The organism is Streptomyces viridiviolaceus, from assembly GCF_014650995.1.
Classification (GTDB): domain Bacteria; phylum Actinomycetota; class Actinomycetes; order Streptomycetales; family Streptomycetaceae; genus Streptomyces; species Streptomyces viridiviolaceus.
In genome coordinates this window covers 440385-456918 of the sequence record NZ_BMWA01000002.1, presented here as the reverse complement: position 1 = coordinate 456918, position 16534 = coordinate 440385, and the positions used below count along the sequence as shown (strand labels likewise).

Below are 16534 nucleotides of genomic sequence, written 5' to 3'. Positions count from 1 at the left end.
CCTCATCACGTCCCTCGCGATGCTCCACACCAAACACGCCGACCTGCCCTCCCGCAAACACGGCAACCCGCCCCAGTGACCCAGGAGGAGAACACCTCACGTGATCGCGTCCGTCACCCGTGCCCTGCGCAATGAGGCCTTTCTCCGCGTCGAGAAGGGACACGCCGAACCCGAGGAGCTCGCCGCCGTCACCGCCGTACTCCTCGCCCGCGCCGCGGCCCGGCCGGAGAGCCCTTCCCCCGGTGGCTCCCGCGTCCGCACCGCCTCCCGCTGGCATCGCCCCGAGCGCCACCCCGGCTTCCGCGCCCCGCACTCCTGGCAGGTCTGAGACACCAAGGATTGGTCAAGGAAGGAGTCGATCCGCAACCGGATTCCGCTTAATCACCTCTTTGACCTGGGAGATTAACCCACGGCACGCCTGGTTGAACTTTTGTCTGACACGCTTGTCTCAGCCATTTGGGCCGGGTTAGACTTCCAGCGCCTCGGGCACCCTGGCCGCACCTCCGCCAGGGCAGCGCCCGGCAAACGGGGGACACTGAGCAGCGAGTCACGCCTCGTCATGCGCCCCCCGGGGTCGCGAACCTGCGACCGAACACGAGACCGACGCTTGGGGGAAGCGCGATGCACTCGGACGACCGGCATCAGGCGACGGAAGTCACCGTCGAAGCCTTCAGGAACAGCTCACAAGGCAGAGGGCGGACCGTCCTGATCAGTGGCCCGGGCGGAAGCGGGAAGACAGAACTCCTCGTCGGATTCGTCGACTTCGCCGTCGAGTCGGGCGCCCTGGTACTGCGCGCCACCGGCGCCCGCATGGAGAGCAACCTTTCGCTGGGCGTCATCGGGCAGCTGCTTCGCTCGGCCGGTCTTCCCGCGGAGGTCTCCGCCCGCGTCGACCGTCTCCTCGACGAGGGTTCCACCGCGGCGGCGTCCTTCGCGGCCAAGGCGGAACTCCTCGGTCACACCCACGCCCAGCTCTTCCGGGAAACCTGCTCCATCCTCGTCGACCTGGCCCAGGAGCGGACCGTCGTCCTGGCCATCGACGACATCCAGTACGCCGACGAACCCAGCCTCCAGGCCCTGCTGTATCTCCAGCGCCGTATCGCCTCCGCCCGCATCATGGTGGTGGCGACCGAATGGCAGCCGATGCCCAGGATGCTGCACCCGCTGTTCCTCGCGGAGTTCACCAGCCAGTCGTCCTCCGCGCACATCCGGCTCGGCTCGCTGAGCGTGCCCGAGACCGCCGAATTACTGCGGGCCGTCCTCGCCCGTGACATCTGCCAGGAGACCGCCACGGCCTTCCACGCGGCGAGCGGCGGCAGCCCGCTCCTCGTCAAGGCCCTGGCGTCGGACGCCGCCAGGGTGACGGCGTCCGACTCCGCGGCCGGCACACCGGTGCGACTCGACGGCCACCACCACCGGCACGCCGTACTCATGTCCCTGCATCGCTGGGGCCCCCAGCTGCACGCCGTGGCCCGCGCCCTGGCGGTGCTGGACGCCCACGCCACGCCGGCGCTGATGGCCGAACTGCTCGCGGAGAAGCAGAACACGGTCATGCAGGGCCTGGCCGCCCTGGAGGCGACGGGCATCGTCGTGGGCGAAAGGTTCCGCCACCCGGTGTACCGGCAGGCGGTACTCGACGAGCTGTCGGAGATGGAACGTTCCGCCCTGCACCTGCGGGCGGCCCGCCTCCTGCACGACCACGGGGCCTGCTCACTCGACGTCGCGCACCACCTGGTCGCGTACGTGACACCGGCCGACCCGTGGGCGGTGGAGGTCCTGCACACCGCCGCCCAGCGCGCCCTCGCGCACGGCGAACTGAGCCAGGCCGCCGAACTGCTGGAGACCGCGCGCAAGGTGTCGCAGTGCGAGCAGGAGCGCGCCTCGCTCGCGGCGACGCTGTCCCGGATACAGAGCGCGCTGAACCCCTCGTCGGTGGGCCGGCTCCTGCACCCGCTGACCTCCGCGTGCACCGCCGGGCGGCTCAGCGACCGCGACGCGGCGACGCTCAGCCGCCACCTGCTGTGGCGGGGCCTCGCCTCCGACGCCGCCGGGACCCTGGACTGGGTCGGCCGGACCCACCAGGAGGCCGACCACCAGATCGCCGCGGAACTCCATCTCACCGCGGAATGGCTCCGGTTCACCCATCCGCTCCTGAGCACCGGCTCGGCGGGCGGCACCCGCCCGGGCGAGTCGGCCTCGTGCACCGTGGCCCTGCTCAGCGCGGCCCTCGACGACAAGGTCGCGCACCACGCGGAGCAGGTGCTCCAGAGCTGCCTGCCGGGCCACACCCTGCTGGAGTCCGTGCAGGCGGCCATAGCCATCCAGCTCTACGGCGGCCGGGCCGACCACGCGGCTCAGTGGTGCCACAAGCTGAGCAAGGGGGCACGGGACCAGGGAGCCGTCGAGTGGACGGCCACCCTCACGGCGATGCTGGCGGACATGGCGCTGCGCGCCGGCGACCTCATCGGTGCCGAGCGCTACGCCCGCCAGGCGCTCGACGAGGTACCCGTGGAGACCTGGGGGGTCGGTATCGCCGATCCGCTGGCCACCCTGCTGTCCACGCTGACCGCGATGGGGGCGCTCGACGAGGCCGAAAAGGTGGCGGGCCAGGTCGTGCCGAAGGCGGTGAAGGGCACCATCCACTGGCCGAAGTTCCTCCTGGCCCGTGGCCGTTACCACTTGGCCGCCCAGCACCTGGAGGCCGCGCGCGGCGATCTCGGGACCTGCGGGGCCCTGCTGGAGAGCTGGGGCCTGGACTTCCCCCTCCTCTTCCCCTGGCGCAGCACCCTGGCCCATGTGCACATACGGCTGGGCCAGCCGGAGCAGGCCCGTGAACTCCTCGACGCCCAGGCGGCCCGTCCGGGTGCCCACGAGCCGTGGGTACGGGGCAGGACCCTGCGCGCGCTGGCCGGCGCCGGCGAGCAGGGCAAGCGGCAGGTGCTCCTGCGGGAGGCCGCCGCACAGCTGACCGAATGCGGCGACCAGCTCGAACTCGCCCTCGCCCTCGCCGACCTGAGCAGCGCCCACGACAAGCAGAACGAATCCGTCAAGGCCCGGCTGATGGCCGCCCGCGCCCACAAGGTGGCCATGGCCGCCGGCGCGGACCCGGTCGCGCTCGGTCTGCCGGCCCTGCAGGCCGAGATCCGGCCGGCGGCCGAGCAGCCGGCCGTCGAAGCCGCGGCCACGGTCGCCATTCCGGCCCAGCGCACCGCGCCCTTCGCGGCCCTCAGTGACGCGGAGCAGCGTGTGGCGGCACTGGCGGCCAGCGGCTACAGCAACCGGGAGATCGGGCGCAAGCTGTTCATCACGACCAGCACGGTGGAGCAGCACCTGACGCGCGTGTACCGGAAGCTCAGCGTGAAGCGGCGCGCGGAGCTCTCGGTCAAGCTCGCGCCCATGCTGGTCGAGTTCCCGCTGCTGGCGTGACCGGGCCGGTGAGCCGTCCGTGATTGCGTCCCGCCCGGCAGGGGCACTCGCGTGCCTTGTGCAGGAACGACAGAGGATTCTGCTGGCCGGGTGGTTCAGCTTCCTGGACGGGGAGGCGACCGCCGGGGACGTACTGGCGTTGCGGCGGGTGGAGGAGGTGCTGCGGGACGCGGGGTTCGCGTACGACGTCGTATGGAGCCCCGGGTTCCGGGCACGGGCGCTGCACTTCGAGGACGTGGACCCGGCGGCGTACTCCCACCTGGTCTTCGTGTGCGGCCCGGCGCACGGACCGCGGGTCGAGGAGCTGCACCGGCGGTTCGCGCACTGCGTGCGGATCGCGGTCGGCGTCTCCGTCGTCGACCCCGGCTCCCCGGCCGTCACCGGTTTCGACCGTGTGCTGGCCCGGGACGCCGCCGGACACGAGCCGACGACGGACCTCGCGGCCCGCGCGCCCGGGCTGCCCGCCCGGCCCGTGGTCGGGGTGGTGCTCACGCACGGGCAGCACGAGTACGGGCGGCAGCGGCTCCACGAGGAGGTCGCCGCGGGTGTGACGCGCTGGCTGGCCGGAAAGGACTGTGCGCGGCTGGAGCTGGAGACCCGGCTCGACGCCCACGACTGGCGGCTGTGCGCCACGCCGGCCCAGCTGGAGGCCGTGCTGTCCCGGCTGGACCTCGTCGTCACCGACCGGCTGCACGGGCTGGTGCTGGCGCTGCGGGCCGGTACTCCGGCGCTGGCGGTGGACCCGGTGGCGGGCGGCGCGAAGGTGACGGCGCAGGCCCACGCCTGCGGCTGGCCCGCGCTGGTGGCCGGCGAGCGGTTGGAGACGGGAGTGCTGGACCACTGGTGGGAGTGGTGCCTGACCGGCGGGCGGGACGAGGCCCGGCGGACCGGTGCCGGGTTCCGGGCGGCGGACGCGGGCCGGGACGGCGCGGACGACCTGGTGGCGGCGCTGGGGGCGAGGCCGGTCGGCCGGTGACGCCGTCCCCCGCGTTCCGGACGCTGTGCCGCCGGCCCGGCAGGCGGGCGGCGGGAGGTGGTCGTCAGCCGGTGTAACTGCGGGCGGTCGATCGGCGCTGGGCCGGTTCCAGCAGGCGCAGCCGGGCCTCGACCTCAGCGGGCAGCACCCGGCGTTCGCGCAGGATCCACGGGAGGGCGGCCGTCGCCTCGGCGAAGGCGCGCAGGGACGCCGTGTCGCGCGGGACGGTGCGGGCCAGGTGCAGGGTGCGGCGCAGCGCGGCGCCGGCCGGGCGGCGCAGCCAGGTGAACCACAGGGTGTTGCGGATGCCGTGCGCCCGCCGCAGCGTGGCGTCCCGGACGACCGACGGACGGTGATGGATCGTCAGTTCGTCGGCGTACGTCAGCCACCAGCCGTTCGCCGCGAGGTCCGCGGCGAGCAGCTCCTCCTCGCCGCCGAGCCACAGCCGGGGATGGAAGCCGCCGGCGGCCCGGAAGGCGTCGGTGCGCAGCACGGTCGCGGCGGCCAGGAAGGACCCGAGCGCCGGTCCCGGCAGCCAGTCCGGGCCGGGTACGGGCGAGTCGCGCAGTTCCTCGACGATGGGGTCCTCGGTGCCCTGCGGTTCGACGACGATGCGGGCGGTGACGGACCCGACGGCGGGGTACCGGTCGAGCAGGTCGGCGGCCCCCGCCAGCGATCCCGGCGCCCACCACGAGTCGTCGTCGCAGAAGGCCACGTACGGCGTGCGGACCTGGCGGACCGCCAGGTTCCGGCCGACGGCGCCGAGGTTGCGGCCGGGGCGCAGCAGCCGTACCCGAGGGTGGTGGCGGGCGACGGCGGAGGCCGTGCCGTCGGTGGAGGCGTTGTCGGTGACGATCACCTGGGGTTTCTCGGGGAGTTCGGCGAGGCGGTCGAGGGTGTGGAGGAGTTCGGCGCGCCTGTTGTGGGTGATGACGACGACGGTGGTGCGGGTGTCGGTCATGAGGTCGTTCCGTCCAGGAGGCGGGCGGCCCGCTCCACGTGCGGGGGCAGGGGCCTGCGGGCGCGCAGGGCGGCGGGCAGGCGGGTGAGGGTCTCGCGCAGGGCACGGCGGGCGTGCGGGTCGGTGCGGGCCTGGGCGGCGAGGGCGCGGGTGCGGGCGAGGGCGTGGGGCAGGGGGCGGCGCAGCCAGGCGGTGAGGAGTTCGTTGCGGCGCACGACGGCCGGGCGGCCGGTGCGGGGGCCGGGGTTCGGGTGGTGGTGGGCGACGACGTCGGGGCAGTGGGTGACGCCCCAGCCGCGGGCGGCCAGGTCGTAGGCGAGGAGGGTCTCCTCGGCGCCGAAGAACAGCAGGGGGTGGTAGCCGCCCGCGTCGAGATAGGCCTCCCGGCGGACGATCGAGGCGCAGGCGAGGAAGCCGAGCACCTGGGTGCCGGGGAGGTCGGTGGCCGGACCCAGGGGGGAGCCGGCGAGCACGTCGTTGAGCGGGTCGGCGTCCTCGGCGGGGCCGACGAGGGTGCGGGCGGCGAGCAGGCCGAGCCGCGGGTGCTCGTCGAACAGGCGGGCGGCGGTGCTCAGCGCGCCGGGTGCCCACCAGGAGTCGTCGTCGCTGAACGCCACGTACGGCGTGTCGAGGGCGCGGACGCCGTGGGTGCGGGCGAGGGCGCCGCGGTTGAACGGCAGGGAGACCACGCGGACCTTCGGGAAGTCGCGGGCGAGCATCGCGCGGGTGTCGTCGGTGGAGGCGTTGTCGACGACGAGGACGTCGGGCCGCTCGGGGAGGGCGAGCAGGTGGCGCAGGGTGACGGCGAGGCGCGCGGCGCGGTCGCGGGTGGCGATGACGACGCCCACGGGTGCGGGTTTCGGGGAGTCGGCGCCTCGTCGTCGACGGGTGGTCGACGGACCGTGGTTCGTACCGTGGTTCATGGTGCCTCGCTGGGGACGGTCCGCCGGGCCGGGGCGCGGGGAACGTGCGGTGCCGTGGGAACGCGGGTCCGCGACGGGATCCGCCGGGCGGGTCCCGGGGGCGTCGGATGCGTCCAGGGCGTCGAGTGCGTGCAGGACGTCGTCGGTGCCGATGCGCAGCAGCGCCGGGTCGGGCTCGTGGCCGTGCGGGTCGCCGTCCGGGCCGGGGTGCCACAGGGCACGGTGGCGGGGGTGCGCGGGCGGGCCCCAGCGGCTGGGCGGCACGGGGCCGAAGAGGGTGACGGACGGCGCGGCGTGGGCGACGGCCAGGTGGGCGATGCCGGTGTCGCCGCTGACCACGGCCCGGGCGTCGGCGACCAGGGCGGAGAGCCGGTCGTAGGGCAGGCCGCCGCCGAACACGTCCGTGTCGGGCAGGTCGGCGAGTTTGGCGAGGCGGGCCACGAGGTCGCCCTCGTCCGCTCCCCCGGTGACCACGACCCGGTGGCCGCGGGCGCGCAGGGTCTCGGCGACGGCCGCGTACCGCTCGACGGGCCAGCAGCGGGAGGGGGCGCCGGCGCCGGGGTGCAGCACGACGGCGCCGGGGGCCGGGGACGGTACGGACGGGCGGGGCAGCCGCAGGTCGGTCGGGTCGGCGTCGATGCCGTACGCCGTGAGGAGCCGGCACCAGCGGTCGCGTTCGTGTTCCTCCGCGTCCCAGGGCGGGCCGTCGATCTCCGGGGTGCCGGGGTGGGCGAACGCCAGCAGCCTCAGCGGGCGCAGGCGGCTCAGCAGCCGGTGGCTGGGCGGGCCGTTGCCGTGCAGGTCGACGGCGACGTCGGGGGGCGGGCCCGTCCAGTCGAGCCGGCGCGGCACGGCACGGCCGGGTGCGGCGGCGGGCAGCAGCCTGTCCACGACACCGATCGCCGTGACGACGGGCGCCAGTTCGGCGGGCGTGGCCAGCACCAGTTCGTGGTCCGGGTAGGCGCGGCGCAGGGCCCGCAGGGCGGGGACGCCGGCGAGGAGGTCCCCGAGTCCGAGGGCGCGCAGCACGAGGACGCGGGGCCGCGCAGCGGCCCCGCCGCCCGGCGCCGGGCACGAGGCGCCCCGCGCCACATCACCGGGCGCCGGATGCACCGGATCACCCGTCACCGGCCCACCCGCCGACAGCCAGGCCACCCGGCCCTCGTCCGACACCACACCACCGGACGCCGAAAGCACCCGATCACCCGTCACCGGCCCACCCGCCGACAGCCAGGCCACCCGGCCCTCGTCCGACACCACACCACCGGACGCCGAAAGCACCCGATCACCCGTCACCGACCCACCCGCCGACAGCCAGGCCGCCCGAGCCCCACCCGGCACACCATCACCAGGCGCCGGATGCACCGGCCCACCCGGGGAGGGCGAGGCCGGGTTCGACGCGCCCCGTGTCCAGGGGGCCGGCGGCGGATGCGGCGGGTCGCCCGGGGACCTGAAGGCCGGTGTGGGACCCGTCATCGGACTCCCTCCGCCGCCCGCGCCATCAGGGCCGTGGAGGAGCGGCCGTCGAGGTAGGGCAGCAGGACTGCCTGGCCGCCCCACTCCTGGAGCAGCGCGGCCTCGGGCAGGTCGGCGCCCGCGTAGTCGCCGCCCTTGACCCACACGTCCGGGCGAAGGTCGCCGAGGAGCCGTTCCGGCGTGTCCTCGTCGAAGACGGCGACGGCGTCGACGCAGGCGAGCGCGCGCAGCACGCGGACCCGGTCGGCGAGGGGGTTGACGGGACGGCCGTCGCCCTTGCGGCGCCGTACCGAGGCGTCGGAGTTGACGCACACCACCAGGCAGTCGCCGAGCCGCCGGGCGGCCTGGAGGAGGCCGACGTGGCCGGCGTGCAGCAGGTCGAAGCAGCCGCCCGCGGCGACGACGGTGCCGTGCTGGGCGCGGATGCGGGCGGCCAGGGCGTGCGGGTCGTCGGTGTCGGACGAGGGCGCTGCCGGGCGGGAGTCGGCACGCGGCAGGGCGCCCGCGCCGCCCGCGGCGACGAACGCGGTCGCGGCCAGGACGGCACCCTCGACGGCCTCCCCCACCAGCGCACCGTCGGCGAGCAGCCCGGCGGCGGTCGCCGCGAACCGGTCCCCGGCACCGCAGGAGTCGCCGTGGTGGGAGGCCGGCGCCGGGACGAGCAGCGGGTGTTCGCCGTACGACAGCAGGGCGCCGCGCGCGCCGAGCGTGACGGCGACGGCGGCGGCCCGCCAGTCGCGTACGAGGGCGGCGGCGCTGTGCGCGGCGGCCCGCAGTCCGCCGCCCGCGTCACCGTCCTGCGGGGCGAAGCCGTGCGCCTCCTTCTCGGCCGGCGTCACCAGCCGGGTGCCCGGCACCGGCGGCCCGCCGCGCGGGTGGGGGTCCCAGACCAGCGGGGGGCGGGCGGCGAGGACGTCCCGCAGGGTGTCGGCGGCGCCGCGGCCGTAGTCGGAGACGAGGACGGCCCGGGCGGAGCGCAGCACGGCGCGGGCCGCGTCGGTGGCCTCGCGGGCCCGGCCGCCGCCGCGGTCGAGGCGGACGACGGGGCGGTCCTGCGCCAGGACACGGGTCTTCTCGGGCAGTGTCCCGGTCAGCGGCAGCGGGACCAGCGTCAGCCAGGGCTCGAGCAGTTCGCGCAGGACGTGGCCGGCCGGGTCGTCTCCGACGCCCGCGATCAGCGTGACCTCGCGGCCGTCGCGGGCCGCGAGGTACGCGGCGAGCGCGGCGCCGCCGGGCCGTACGCGTTCCGCGCACTCGGACACGACCGGCACCGGCGCGTCCGGCGCGAGCCGGTCGGCGGAGCCGGTCAGATCGCGGTCCAGCAGGGCGTCGCCGACCACCACCAGCGGCGTCTTGTCAGCCATGCGTCGTGTCACCTCCGCGTTCCCGCCCGCGTACGCCCCGCTCCAGTGCGGCGTCGAAGGCCGCGCACACCATGTGCACCGCGACCAGGTGGATCTCCTGGACGGTGGCCGTGGTGGGCGCGTCGACGCACAGGGACTCGTCGCTGCCCGCCATGAGCGGGTTGGGGGCCGGGCCGGTCAGCGCCCACACCCGCACCCCGGCCGCGCGGGCCGCGTCCGCAGCGGAGAGCAGGTTGGCGCTGGCACCGCTGGTGGACAGCAGCATCAGCACGTCGCCGGGGCGGCCGTGGGCGCGTACCTGGCGGGCGAACACCTCGTCGACGCCGTAGTCGTTGGCGATCGCCGTGGTGCTGGAGGTGTCGGCGTGCAGGGCGATCGCGGAGAACGGCGGCCGGTCGTCCCGGTAGCGGCCGACGAGTTCGGCGGTCAGGTGCTGGGCCTGGGCGGCGCTGCCGCCGTTGCCCGCGGCCAGCAGGCGGCCGCCGCCGGAGAGGACGGACGCGAGCCGGTCGCCCCAGCGCTGGGTGATGTGCGCGGAGGCGCGGAACGCCCCGAGCGCTTCCAGGAGTTCGTCGCAGTGCCCGACGACGGGCGGGTGCACGGTCATCACGCCACCTCCTGCGCCAGCGCGTGGTCGGCGAGCGTCAGGCGGTAGACCTGCTCCGCGCCGTCGGCGACGCGCCGCCAGGTGTAGTGCCTGAGGACGCGTTCGCGGCCGCTCAGGCCGTACTGCCGGCGCAGCGGCTCGTCGGCGAGGAGCGCGCGGGCGGCTTCCGCGACGGCCTCGGGGTCCTGCGGCGGCACGAGCCGGCCGGTGATGCCGTCGGCCACGGAGTCGCGGTGGCCGCCGACGTCGGTGGCGAGGACGGGCACGCCGCACGCCATGGCCTCCAGCGGCACGATGCCGAAGGGTTCGTAGACCGGGGTGCACAGCACCAGGTCCGCGCTGCGCAGCAGGCCGGGCATGAAGTGCGGGTCGACCGCGCCGAGCAGCCGGACCCGGTCGGCGACGCCGGTGCGCTCGGCTAGCGCGGTCAGGCGCTGCGCCTCGGCGTCGGTGCTCAGGCCGTCGGCCGACGGGCCGCCGACGACGAGCAGTTCGGTGTCGGGGATCCGGGCCAGGGCCTCGATGGCCTGGTCGTAGCCCTTGCGGGGGACCAGCCGGCCGCAGGAGAGCAACCGGTGCCGCTGCCGTCGGGCGGGCGCGCGGCGGGTGTCGGCATCGGGGTGGAAGTGGTCGGCGTCGACACCGCAGGGCACCACGGACACCTGCCGGGGCGGCACGCCCATGTCGCCCAGTTCGACGACCTCGTCGGTGCAGGTGGCCAGGACCCGTTCGCACTCGCGGCCGATCTGCCGCTCGATGCCGATGCGCTCGTACGGGCTGGTGTCCCGCAGGCCCTGGTGGCGCCGCTTGACGGTGCCGAGGGCGTGGAAGGTCTGCACGAGGGGGATGCCGTGCGGCTGCACGCCTATCCGGGAGGCCAGGCCGGACATCCAGAAGTGGGCGTGCACGACGTCGGGCCGGTCGCGGCCCCAGGCACGTGCCAGGTGGGCGCCGAAGACCGGCATGTGGGGGAACAGGTCGTCCTTGGGGACGGCCTCGGCCGGTCCGGCCGGCACGTGCTCGACGACGGCCCCGCCCGGCAGCGGTACCCGGTCGGGCAGGTCGAGGGAGTCGCGGCGGGTGTAGACCGTGACGTCGTGGCCGCGCCTGGCCAGTTCCTCGGTGAGACGGGCCACGTAGACGTTCTGTCCACCGGCGTCGACGCCGCCGAGCGCGGCGAGAGGGCTCGCGTGCTCGGACACCATGGCGATCCTCATCGGGTCACCTCCTTCAGCAGCCGCTCCCAGTCGTCCAGGAAGCGGGACAGCCCGTAACGGGACAGGGCCGCCGCTCGGGCGCCGTCGCCGACCGTGCGCGCGTGCAGCGGATCGGCCATGAAGTCCCGTACGGCGTCGGTCAATACGTCGATGCGGTTGGAGACCACTCCGGCGCCCGGGGGCACCGCCTCGGTCACCTCGGTGGTGGCGAGCGCGACCACGGGCATGCCCAGGTGCATGGCCTCCAGCAGGGACAGGCCGAGGGAGGTCCAACGGACGGGGTGAATGTACACGCGCCGTCGGGCCAGCTGCGTGTGCAGCTCGCTCTGGACGACGTCCTGGGTTCGGCAGCGGTCGGGGTCGACGCCGAGGTGCACGGCGAGCCCTTCGGTGCGCATGCCGAACACGTCGAGCGGGGCGGCCCGGGAGAACTCCGGCAGCAGGTCGGTTCCGGTGGTACGGCCGCGGCGGATGGGCTCGTTGACCACGACGGCCGCCCGGTTCAGCTCGCCGGTCCAGCGGTGCCCGGGGTCGACGATGCCGTGCTCGACGACGACGGTGGGGGCCGGGCCGGCGTCCCACATCAGCCGGTTGAAGTGGGTGACGTGGACGAGGGTGGCTCCCGGGATGTCTGCGGCCGGGTGGCGAGTGTGGGGCACGTCGCCGTCGGGCGCGTTGTGCTCCAGGTACACCAGGGGCGGGCGGCGGCCCAGCCACTGGTCGACCAGGGCCAGTTCGTGCGGACGCTGGAGGACCACGAGGTCGACGTGCTCGTCCCGCAGCCGCTCCAGCGGGACTTCGACGACGGAGTCCGGCCAGTCCCAGGTGCGGGCGCGGCCGAGTCCGTCGGGGCCGCGGTCCGGGGTGACGGGGACGAGGTAGGTGTGCGGGCCCTGCACGAAGGCCGTGGTCCACGACCCGTGCACGTGCCAGATGAGAATCCTCATGTCTCCCCCAGGAGCTTCTCGACGGCCGCGGTCACGTCGGTGGCGGTGACGGTGTTCAGACAGGGGTGGCCGGGGACGGGGCAGTCCCGGGCCCGGCTGTCGGCGCACGGCGCGTCCTGGTCGCCGAGCAGCACGTAGGGGACGCCGTACGGCCGCCAGCGCTCGGCGGGCACGACCGGGGCGAACAGCGACACGACCGGGGTGCCCACGGCGGCGGCGAGATGGGCGGGCGCGGTGTTGCCGGTGACGACGACGGTGGCGCCCGCGAGGACGCCGGCCAGTTCCGGGGCCTCGGTACGGCCGCCGAGGTCGGTGCCGTGGTCGCCCGCGACGTACGCGGTCAGGTCGCGTTCGTCGGGGCCGCCGGTGACCAGCACCCGGTGTCCGGCGGCGGCCAGTTCGCGTACCGCCTCGGCGCTGCGGTCGGGGCTCCAGGCGCGGGCGGGGACGCTGGCGCCGGGGTGGAGCACGACGTACGGTCCGGGGCCGGTGAGGTCGGCGGTGCCGGGCGGGGGCAGGACGCGCAGCCGCCCGTCGTCGGGCCGGGGGAACCCGGCGGCCTCGGCGAGGTCGAGTGCGGCCTCCGTCTCGTGGGCGTGGGGGGCGCGCCGGTGACGCAGGTCGAGCAGGGAGCCGGGGTAGTCCACGCTGTCCGCGGCGATGTACCGGACGCCGGCCAGCCGCAGCACCAGGGCGGTGGGCAGCGGGGACTGGTGGAACGAGGTGAGGATCAGGGCGGTGTCGGCGTCGATGCGGTCGACGAGGCGGTCGATGTCCGCGCGGTCCACGTCGGGGGGCCGGAAACCGCCCCACGGCGCGTCCCACACGAGTACGTCGTCGACGCCGGGCAGCAGCCGCGCGGCCGGCGCGCCGCGCGGTCCGCACAGCATGGTGACGTGTTCGGCGCGGGCGGCGACGGCCCGGACGGCGGGCCCGGCGAGCAGGACGTCGCCGAAGCTGTCCAGACGCGTGACGAGCGCTTTCATCGCGGCCTCCGCAGGTCCGAGGTACCGGATCCCGTCGGCCCACCGCCGTCGACGGGCACGCCCCGCCCGCACCCGAAGCGGCGCCCGCCACCGGAACCCCACGGCTCCGAGCCGACCCCACCACCACGAGCGACAGGCCCACCCGGGCCGAACCCCGAGCCAGGTCCACCGCCGACGACACCGGAACCCCACGACTCCGAGCCGGCCCCACCACCACGGGCGAAAGGCCCGCCCAGGCCGACATCCGAGCCGTGTCCGCCGCCGTCGGCGCCACCGGAACCCCACGCCTCGGAGGCGACCGGACCCGCCCCGGCGCCGTCGGTGGAGTCGCCCCGGCGCGGCCCGGGAGTGTTCCCGGCCTTACCGGTGGCAGGCCGGACCCGGGCGGGTGCCGGGGCGCTTTCGAAGGCTCCCGTGTCCGTGGTGTACGCCGCCTCGATGGGCCGTTCGTCGGCCAGGACGCGGCCGCGCGGCGGGCCGTGGAGCACCGCGCGTACGGCGGTCAGCAGGTCGGGGGCCACGTGGCCGGCCGCGGACGTCTCCTCGGGGCGGGTCTGCCGGTTGGGTACGAGGATGCCGTGGGCGCCCGCCCGCTCGGCGGCTTCGACGTCGGCGCCGATGTCGCCGATGACGACGCAGTCGCCGGGGGCGGTGCAGATCCGGCCGGCCGCCCACAGCACCAGGCCGGGCTGCGGCTTGCGGCAGTGGCAGCCGTCGTCGGGGCCGTGCGGGCACACCGCCCAGACGTCGAAGGGGCCGAGCAGTTCGTCGATGCGCCGGTTGACGTGGCGGACGTCGGCGTCGGTGAGCAGTCCGCGCGCGATGCCGGACTGGTTGGTGACGACGCCGGTGCGGATGCCGCTTCGGCGCAGCAGGGCGAGTGCCTCGCGGGCGCCCTCGACGGGCCGTACCCGCGCGGGGTCGCCGTTGTAGGGGACGTCGTGGACGAGGGTGCCGTCGCGGTCGAAGAGGACGGCCTTGACGGGGCTCATGCGACCACCTCCCGCCAGGCGGGGGCGCTGCGGTGCCGCCACAGTCCACGCAGCCGGTGCCAGGTGGCTGCCGGTGGGATGAGGACGCTGGTGACCAGCATGGTCGTCACCTCGTACCGGGTGCGGGGCCCGGGTGCGATGCGGGCCCAGGCGAACTCGGCGGTGCCGGCGGCCCAGCCGAGCCCGGCGACCGCGGCGGTCCGGGGGCGGCCGGCCGCGGCGAGGGCGACGGCGGCGGCTCCGGCGGCGGTGACGGCGACGTGGCGGCGGATGCGGCCCCTGGGGGCGACGGCCTTGTGCCACCAGTCGGGGCCGTGCAGCCGCCGCATGAGCGCGTCGTCGGCGTTGCCGCGCTGCTGTTTGAGGGACACCCATCGGGAGGCGGGACGTACGGGGTGGCGGGTGGTGCGCCGGCCCTGCCGGATGCGCCACCCTGCGTCGAGCACGCGCAGCGCCAGGTCGGCGTCCTCGCGGAAGGCGCGCGTGAAGCGTTCGTCGAAGCCTCCGACCTGCTTCAGCGCGTCGGTGCGGTAGGCCATGTCGGCGGTGATCCAGCGGGCCCGCGCGAGGCCGGCGGTGCCGCGTTCCCAGTCGGTGGGGCGGCGTTCACCGGGCAGCGGCACGGCGATCACTCCCTGGACGGCGGCGGTGTCGGGGGCCGCCTCGGTGAGGTCCTGCACCAGTTGGTCGCACCAGTGCGGACCGACCTGGACGTCGTCGTCGAGGAACGCGGTCCACGGCGAGGTGACCGTACGGATGCCGGTGTTGCGGGCGGCGGCCGGCCCGCGGCCCCCGCTGCGCAGCACCACCGTGCGCTCACGCAGGTCGCCGAGGACGCTCAGCGGATGCTCCAGCGCTCCCGGGTCGGCGTCGGGGTCGGGCCGGTCGTCGACGAGGACGATCTCGTCCGGCCCGGGGCCGTGCGCGGCGGCCAGCGCGGCCAGGCAGTCGGCGAGCGTGTCGCGGACGAGGGTGGGGATCACGACGGCGTAGCCGGTCATCGTGGCGCCGGTCATACGAACGCCCTCCCCCGGCGGACCGCGAAGGGCCCGATCGCCAGCAGGTCCACGGGCGCGGAGCCGAAGCACTCCAGCGCGTCGCGCGGGTCGTCGACCATGGGCCGCCCGGCGGTGTTGAGGCTGGTGTTGACCACGACCGGCAGCCCGGTGCGCCGTTCGAAGGCGGTCAGCATGCGGGCGACGAGCGGTTCACGGCGTTCCTCGACGGTCTGGATGCGGGCGGTGCCGTCGACGTGCACGACGGCCGGGACGCGGCTGCGCCACTCGGCGGCGACGTCGTGCACGAAGAGCATGTACGGGCTGGGCAGTGGCCCGTCGAAGATGTCGGCGGCCCGGTCGGCGAGGACCATCGGCGCGACGGGCCGGAACTCCTCGCGTCCCTTGACGTGGTTGAGCCGCTCCAGGTTCTCCGCCCGCCCGGGGTGGGCCAGCAGGGAGCGGTGCCCGAGGGCGCGGGGCCCGAACTCGCTGCGTCCCTGGAACCAGGCGACGATCCCGTCGCGGGCCAGTTCCTCGGCGACCGTCTCGGCGATGTCGTCCGGCTCCTCGTAGGGGATCGCGGCCGTCTCCAGCCAGGCGCGGATCTCCTCGTCGCTCCAGCCGCGGCCGAGGTCGGCGCCGGGCATGGGTGCGGGGGCGGCCTCCTGCGCGGCGATGTGCAGGGCGCCGCCGAGGGCGGTGCCGGCGTCGCCGGCGGCGGGCTGCACCCACACGTGCCGGTAGGGGCCGCGCGCGGCGATCCGTGAGTTGGCCACGCAGTTGAGGGCGACGCCGCCGGCCATGGTGAGGGCCTCTCCCCCGGCCTCGCGGTGCAGCCAGTGGACGAGGTCGAGGAGCAGTTCCTCCAGGACGGCCTGGGTGCTGGCGGCGAGGTCGGCGTGGTCACGCGTCCAGTCCTCCCCCTTGGCCCGGGGCGGGGCGAGGGCGGCCCAGTCGACGCCGTGGGCGCGGAAGCCGCCGTCGCCTGTGGCGTGGACGTGCTCGCGCAGCCGGTCGAGGTGGCGGGGGGTGCCGTAGGAGGCGAGGGCCATCACCTTGTACTCGTCGCTGCTGCGCAGGAAGCCGAGGTGCTCGGTCAGTTCCTCGTAGACCAGGCCGAGCGAGTGCGGCAGCGCCTGGGTGGCGAGGGTGTCGAGCTTGCCGTCGCGGTAGCGGCCGGCCAGGTGGGAGGCGGACTCGCCGCGCCCGTCGAGGACGAGGACGTCGTTGTCGGGGTGCGGGGAGGCGGGGCCCGCGGAGGCGGCGTGCGCGACGTGGTGCGGGACGAAGACGACCTGGTCGGGGTGGAGTCCGGGCAGCGCCTCGGCGAGGAACTGGGGGGCGCGGCGGGCGTACTCCAGCCGCAGCGGGTCCCAGGGGTCGTTCAGGCCCATGTCGCGGGCGGGCCGGGCGAGCTTGGGGTCGAAGGAGTAGGCGACGGCGTCCAGTTCCTCCGGCCGTACGCCCGCGTGCTCCAGGCACCAGCGGGCCGACAGCTCCGGCACCTCCCACGCCGAGAAGGGGACGGGGCGTTTGCCGTGCTTGCGGCGGCTGAAGCGCTCTTCCTCGGCGGCCGCGACGGTCCGGCCGTCGACGACGAGCGCGGCGGCCGGGTCGTGGAACAGGGCGTTGATACCAAGGATGCGCATGCGGTGTGCTCC

The 16534-nt window shown here is 75.5% G+C and carries 12 protein-coding genes and 2 pseudogenes; 3 read left to right on the top strand and 11 right to left on the bottom strand.

Annotated features, from left to right (window positions below; translation table 11 throughout):
* Positions 1-103: 103 nt before the first annotated feature.
* The 3 genes from IE260_RS04100 (at position 104) to IE260_RS04090 (ending at position 4402) form a co-directional block, all read left to right on the top strand.
* Positions 104-328 (top strand): acyl-CoA carboxylase subunit epsilon, encoded by a 225-nt coding sequence (locus IE260_RS04100; protein ID WP_189869072.1) that lies wholly within the window; start codon positions 104-106, stop codon positions 326-328.
* A gap of 293 nt (positions 329-621) precedes the next feature.
* Entirely contained in the window at positions 622-3426 is a 2805-nt protein-coding gene (locus IE260_RS04095; protein WP_189869042.1) for a helix-turn-helix transcriptional regulator, read from the top strand.
* A 58-nt stretch (positions 3427-3484) separates the two neighbouring features.
* Positions 3485-4402, top strand: coding sequence for a polysaccharide pyruvyl transferase family protein (locus IE260_RS04090; RefSeq protein WP_229880402.1), 918 nt, complete (start codon positions 3485-3487; stop codon positions 4400-4402).
* 64 nt (positions 4403-4466) lie between these two features.
* Here IE260_RS04090 and IE260_RS04085 read toward each other — a convergent pair whose 3' ends face one another.
* The 11 genes and pseudogenes from IE260_RS04085 to IE260_RS04035 form a co-directional block, all read right to left on the bottom strand.
* Entirely contained in the window at positions 4467-5363 is an 897-nt protein-coding gene (locus IE260_RS04085) for a glycosyltransferase family 2 protein (RefSeq protein WP_189869041.1), read from the bottom strand.
* Positions 5360-6286 carry a glycosyltransferase family 2 protein gene (locus tag IE260_RS04080; RefSeq protein ID WP_189869070.1) on the bottom strand — a complete coding sequence of 309 codons (927 nt, stop codon included), beginning with the start codon at positions 6284-6286 and terminating at the stop codon, positions 5360-5362. The genes IE260_RS04085 and IE260_RS04080 overlap by 4 nt, the downstream gene beginning before the upstream one ends.
* Before the next feature lie 96 nt (positions 6287-6382).
* Positions 6383-7378: pseudogene (locus tag IE260_RS04075) on the bottom strand (glycosyltransferase family 9 protein); the annotation flags it as partial.
* 380 nt (positions 7379-7758) lie between these two features.
* On the bottom strand, positions 7759-9126 hold the full coding sequence (rfaE2, locus tag IE260_RS04070) for a D-glycero-beta-D-manno-heptose 1-phosphate adenylyltransferase (protein ID WP_189869040.1): 1368 nt from the start codon (positions 9124-9126) through the stop codon (positions 7759-7761).
* Entirely contained in the window at positions 9119-9733 is a 615-nt protein-coding gene (locus IE260_RS04065; protein WP_189869039.1) for a D-sedoheptulose-7-phosphate isomerase, read from the bottom strand. Before IE260_RS04065 ends, rfaE2 begins: the two co-directional genes overlap by 8 nt.
* Positions 9733-10950, bottom strand: coding sequence for a glycosyltransferase (locus IE260_RS04060; RefSeq protein WP_189869038.1), 1218 nt, complete (start codon positions 10948-10950; stop codon positions 9733-9735). Before IE260_RS04060 ends, IE260_RS04065 begins: the two co-directional genes overlap by 1 nt.
* Positions 10947-11897, bottom strand: a complete 951-nt coding sequence (locus tag IE260_RS04055; protein WP_189869037.1) for a glycosyltransferase — start codon at positions 11895-11897, stop codon at positions 10947-10949. The genes IE260_RS04060 and IE260_RS04055 overlap by 4 nt, the downstream gene beginning before the upstream one ends.
* Complete coding sequence (locus IE260_RS04050) at positions 11894-12883, bottom strand: glycosyltransferase family 9 protein (protein ID WP_189869036.1); 990 nt, start codon at positions 12881-12883, stop codon at positions 11894-11896. The genes IE260_RS04055 and IE260_RS04050 overlap by 4 nt, the downstream gene beginning before the upstream one ends.
* Before the next feature lie 422 nt (positions 12884-13305).
* Positions 13306-13875: pseudogene (locus IE260_RS04045) on the bottom strand (D-glycero-alpha-D-manno-heptose-1,7-bisphosphate 7-phosphatase); the annotation flags it as partial.
* Positions 13872-14891: a glycosyltransferase family 2 protein gene (locus IE260_RS04040; protein ID WP_229880401.1), complete on the bottom strand. Its 1020-nt coding sequence runs from the start codon at positions 14889-14891 to the stop codon at positions 13872-13874. The gene IE260_RS04040 and the pseudogene IE260_RS04045, both read right to left, overlap by 4 nt.
* Positions 14888-16522, bottom strand: coding sequence for a carbamoyltransferase family protein (locus IE260_RS04035; protein WP_189869035.1), 1635 nt, complete (start codon positions 16520-16522; stop codon positions 14888-14890). The genes IE260_RS04040 and IE260_RS04035 overlap by 4 nt, the downstream gene beginning before the upstream one ends.
* Positions 16523-16534: the final 12 nt, after the last annotated feature.

Excerpts from the sequence above, each read along its gene's own strand:
- IE260_RS04040 (WP_229880401.1), bottom strand. The coding sequence starts at position 14,891 with ATGACCGGCGCCACGATGACCGGCTACGCCGTCGTGATCCCCACCCTC.
- IE260_RS04050 (WP_189869036.1), bottom strand. The coding sequence starts at position 12,883 with ATGAAAGCGCTCGTCACGCGTCTGGACAGCTTCGGCGACGTCCTGCTC.
- IE260_RS04095 (WP_189869042.1), top strand. The coding sequence starts at position 622 with ATGCACTCGGACGACCGGCATCAGGCGACGGAAGTCACCGTCGAAGCC.
- rfaE2 (WP_189869040.1), bottom strand. The coding sequence starts at position 9,126 with ATGGCTGACAAGACGCCGCTGGTGGTGGTCGGCGACGCCCTGCTGGAC.
- IE260_RS04060 (WP_189869038.1), bottom strand. The coding sequence starts at position 10,950 with ATGAGGATCGCCATGGTGTCCGAGCACGCGAGCCCTCTCGCCGCGCTC.
- IE260_RS04080 (WP_189869070.1), bottom strand. The coding sequence starts at position 6,286 with ATGAACCACGGTACGAACCACGGTCCGTCGACCACCCGTCGACGACGA.
- IE260_RS04035 (WP_189869035.1), bottom strand. The coding sequence starts at position 16,522 with ATGCGCATCCTTGGTATCAACGCCCTGTTCCACGACCCGGCCGCCGCG.
- IE260_RS04055 (WP_189869037.1), bottom strand. The coding sequence starts at position 11,897 with ATGAGGATTCTCATCTGGCACGTGCACGGGTCGTGGACCACGGCCTTC.
- IE260_RS04065 (WP_189869039.1), bottom strand. The coding sequence starts at position 9,733 with ATGACCGTGCACCCGCCCGTCGTCGGGCACTGCGACGAACTCCTGGAA.
- IE260_RS04085 (WP_189869041.1), bottom strand. The coding sequence starts at position 5,363 with ATGACCGACACCCGCACCACCGTCGTCGTCATCACCCACAACAGGCGC.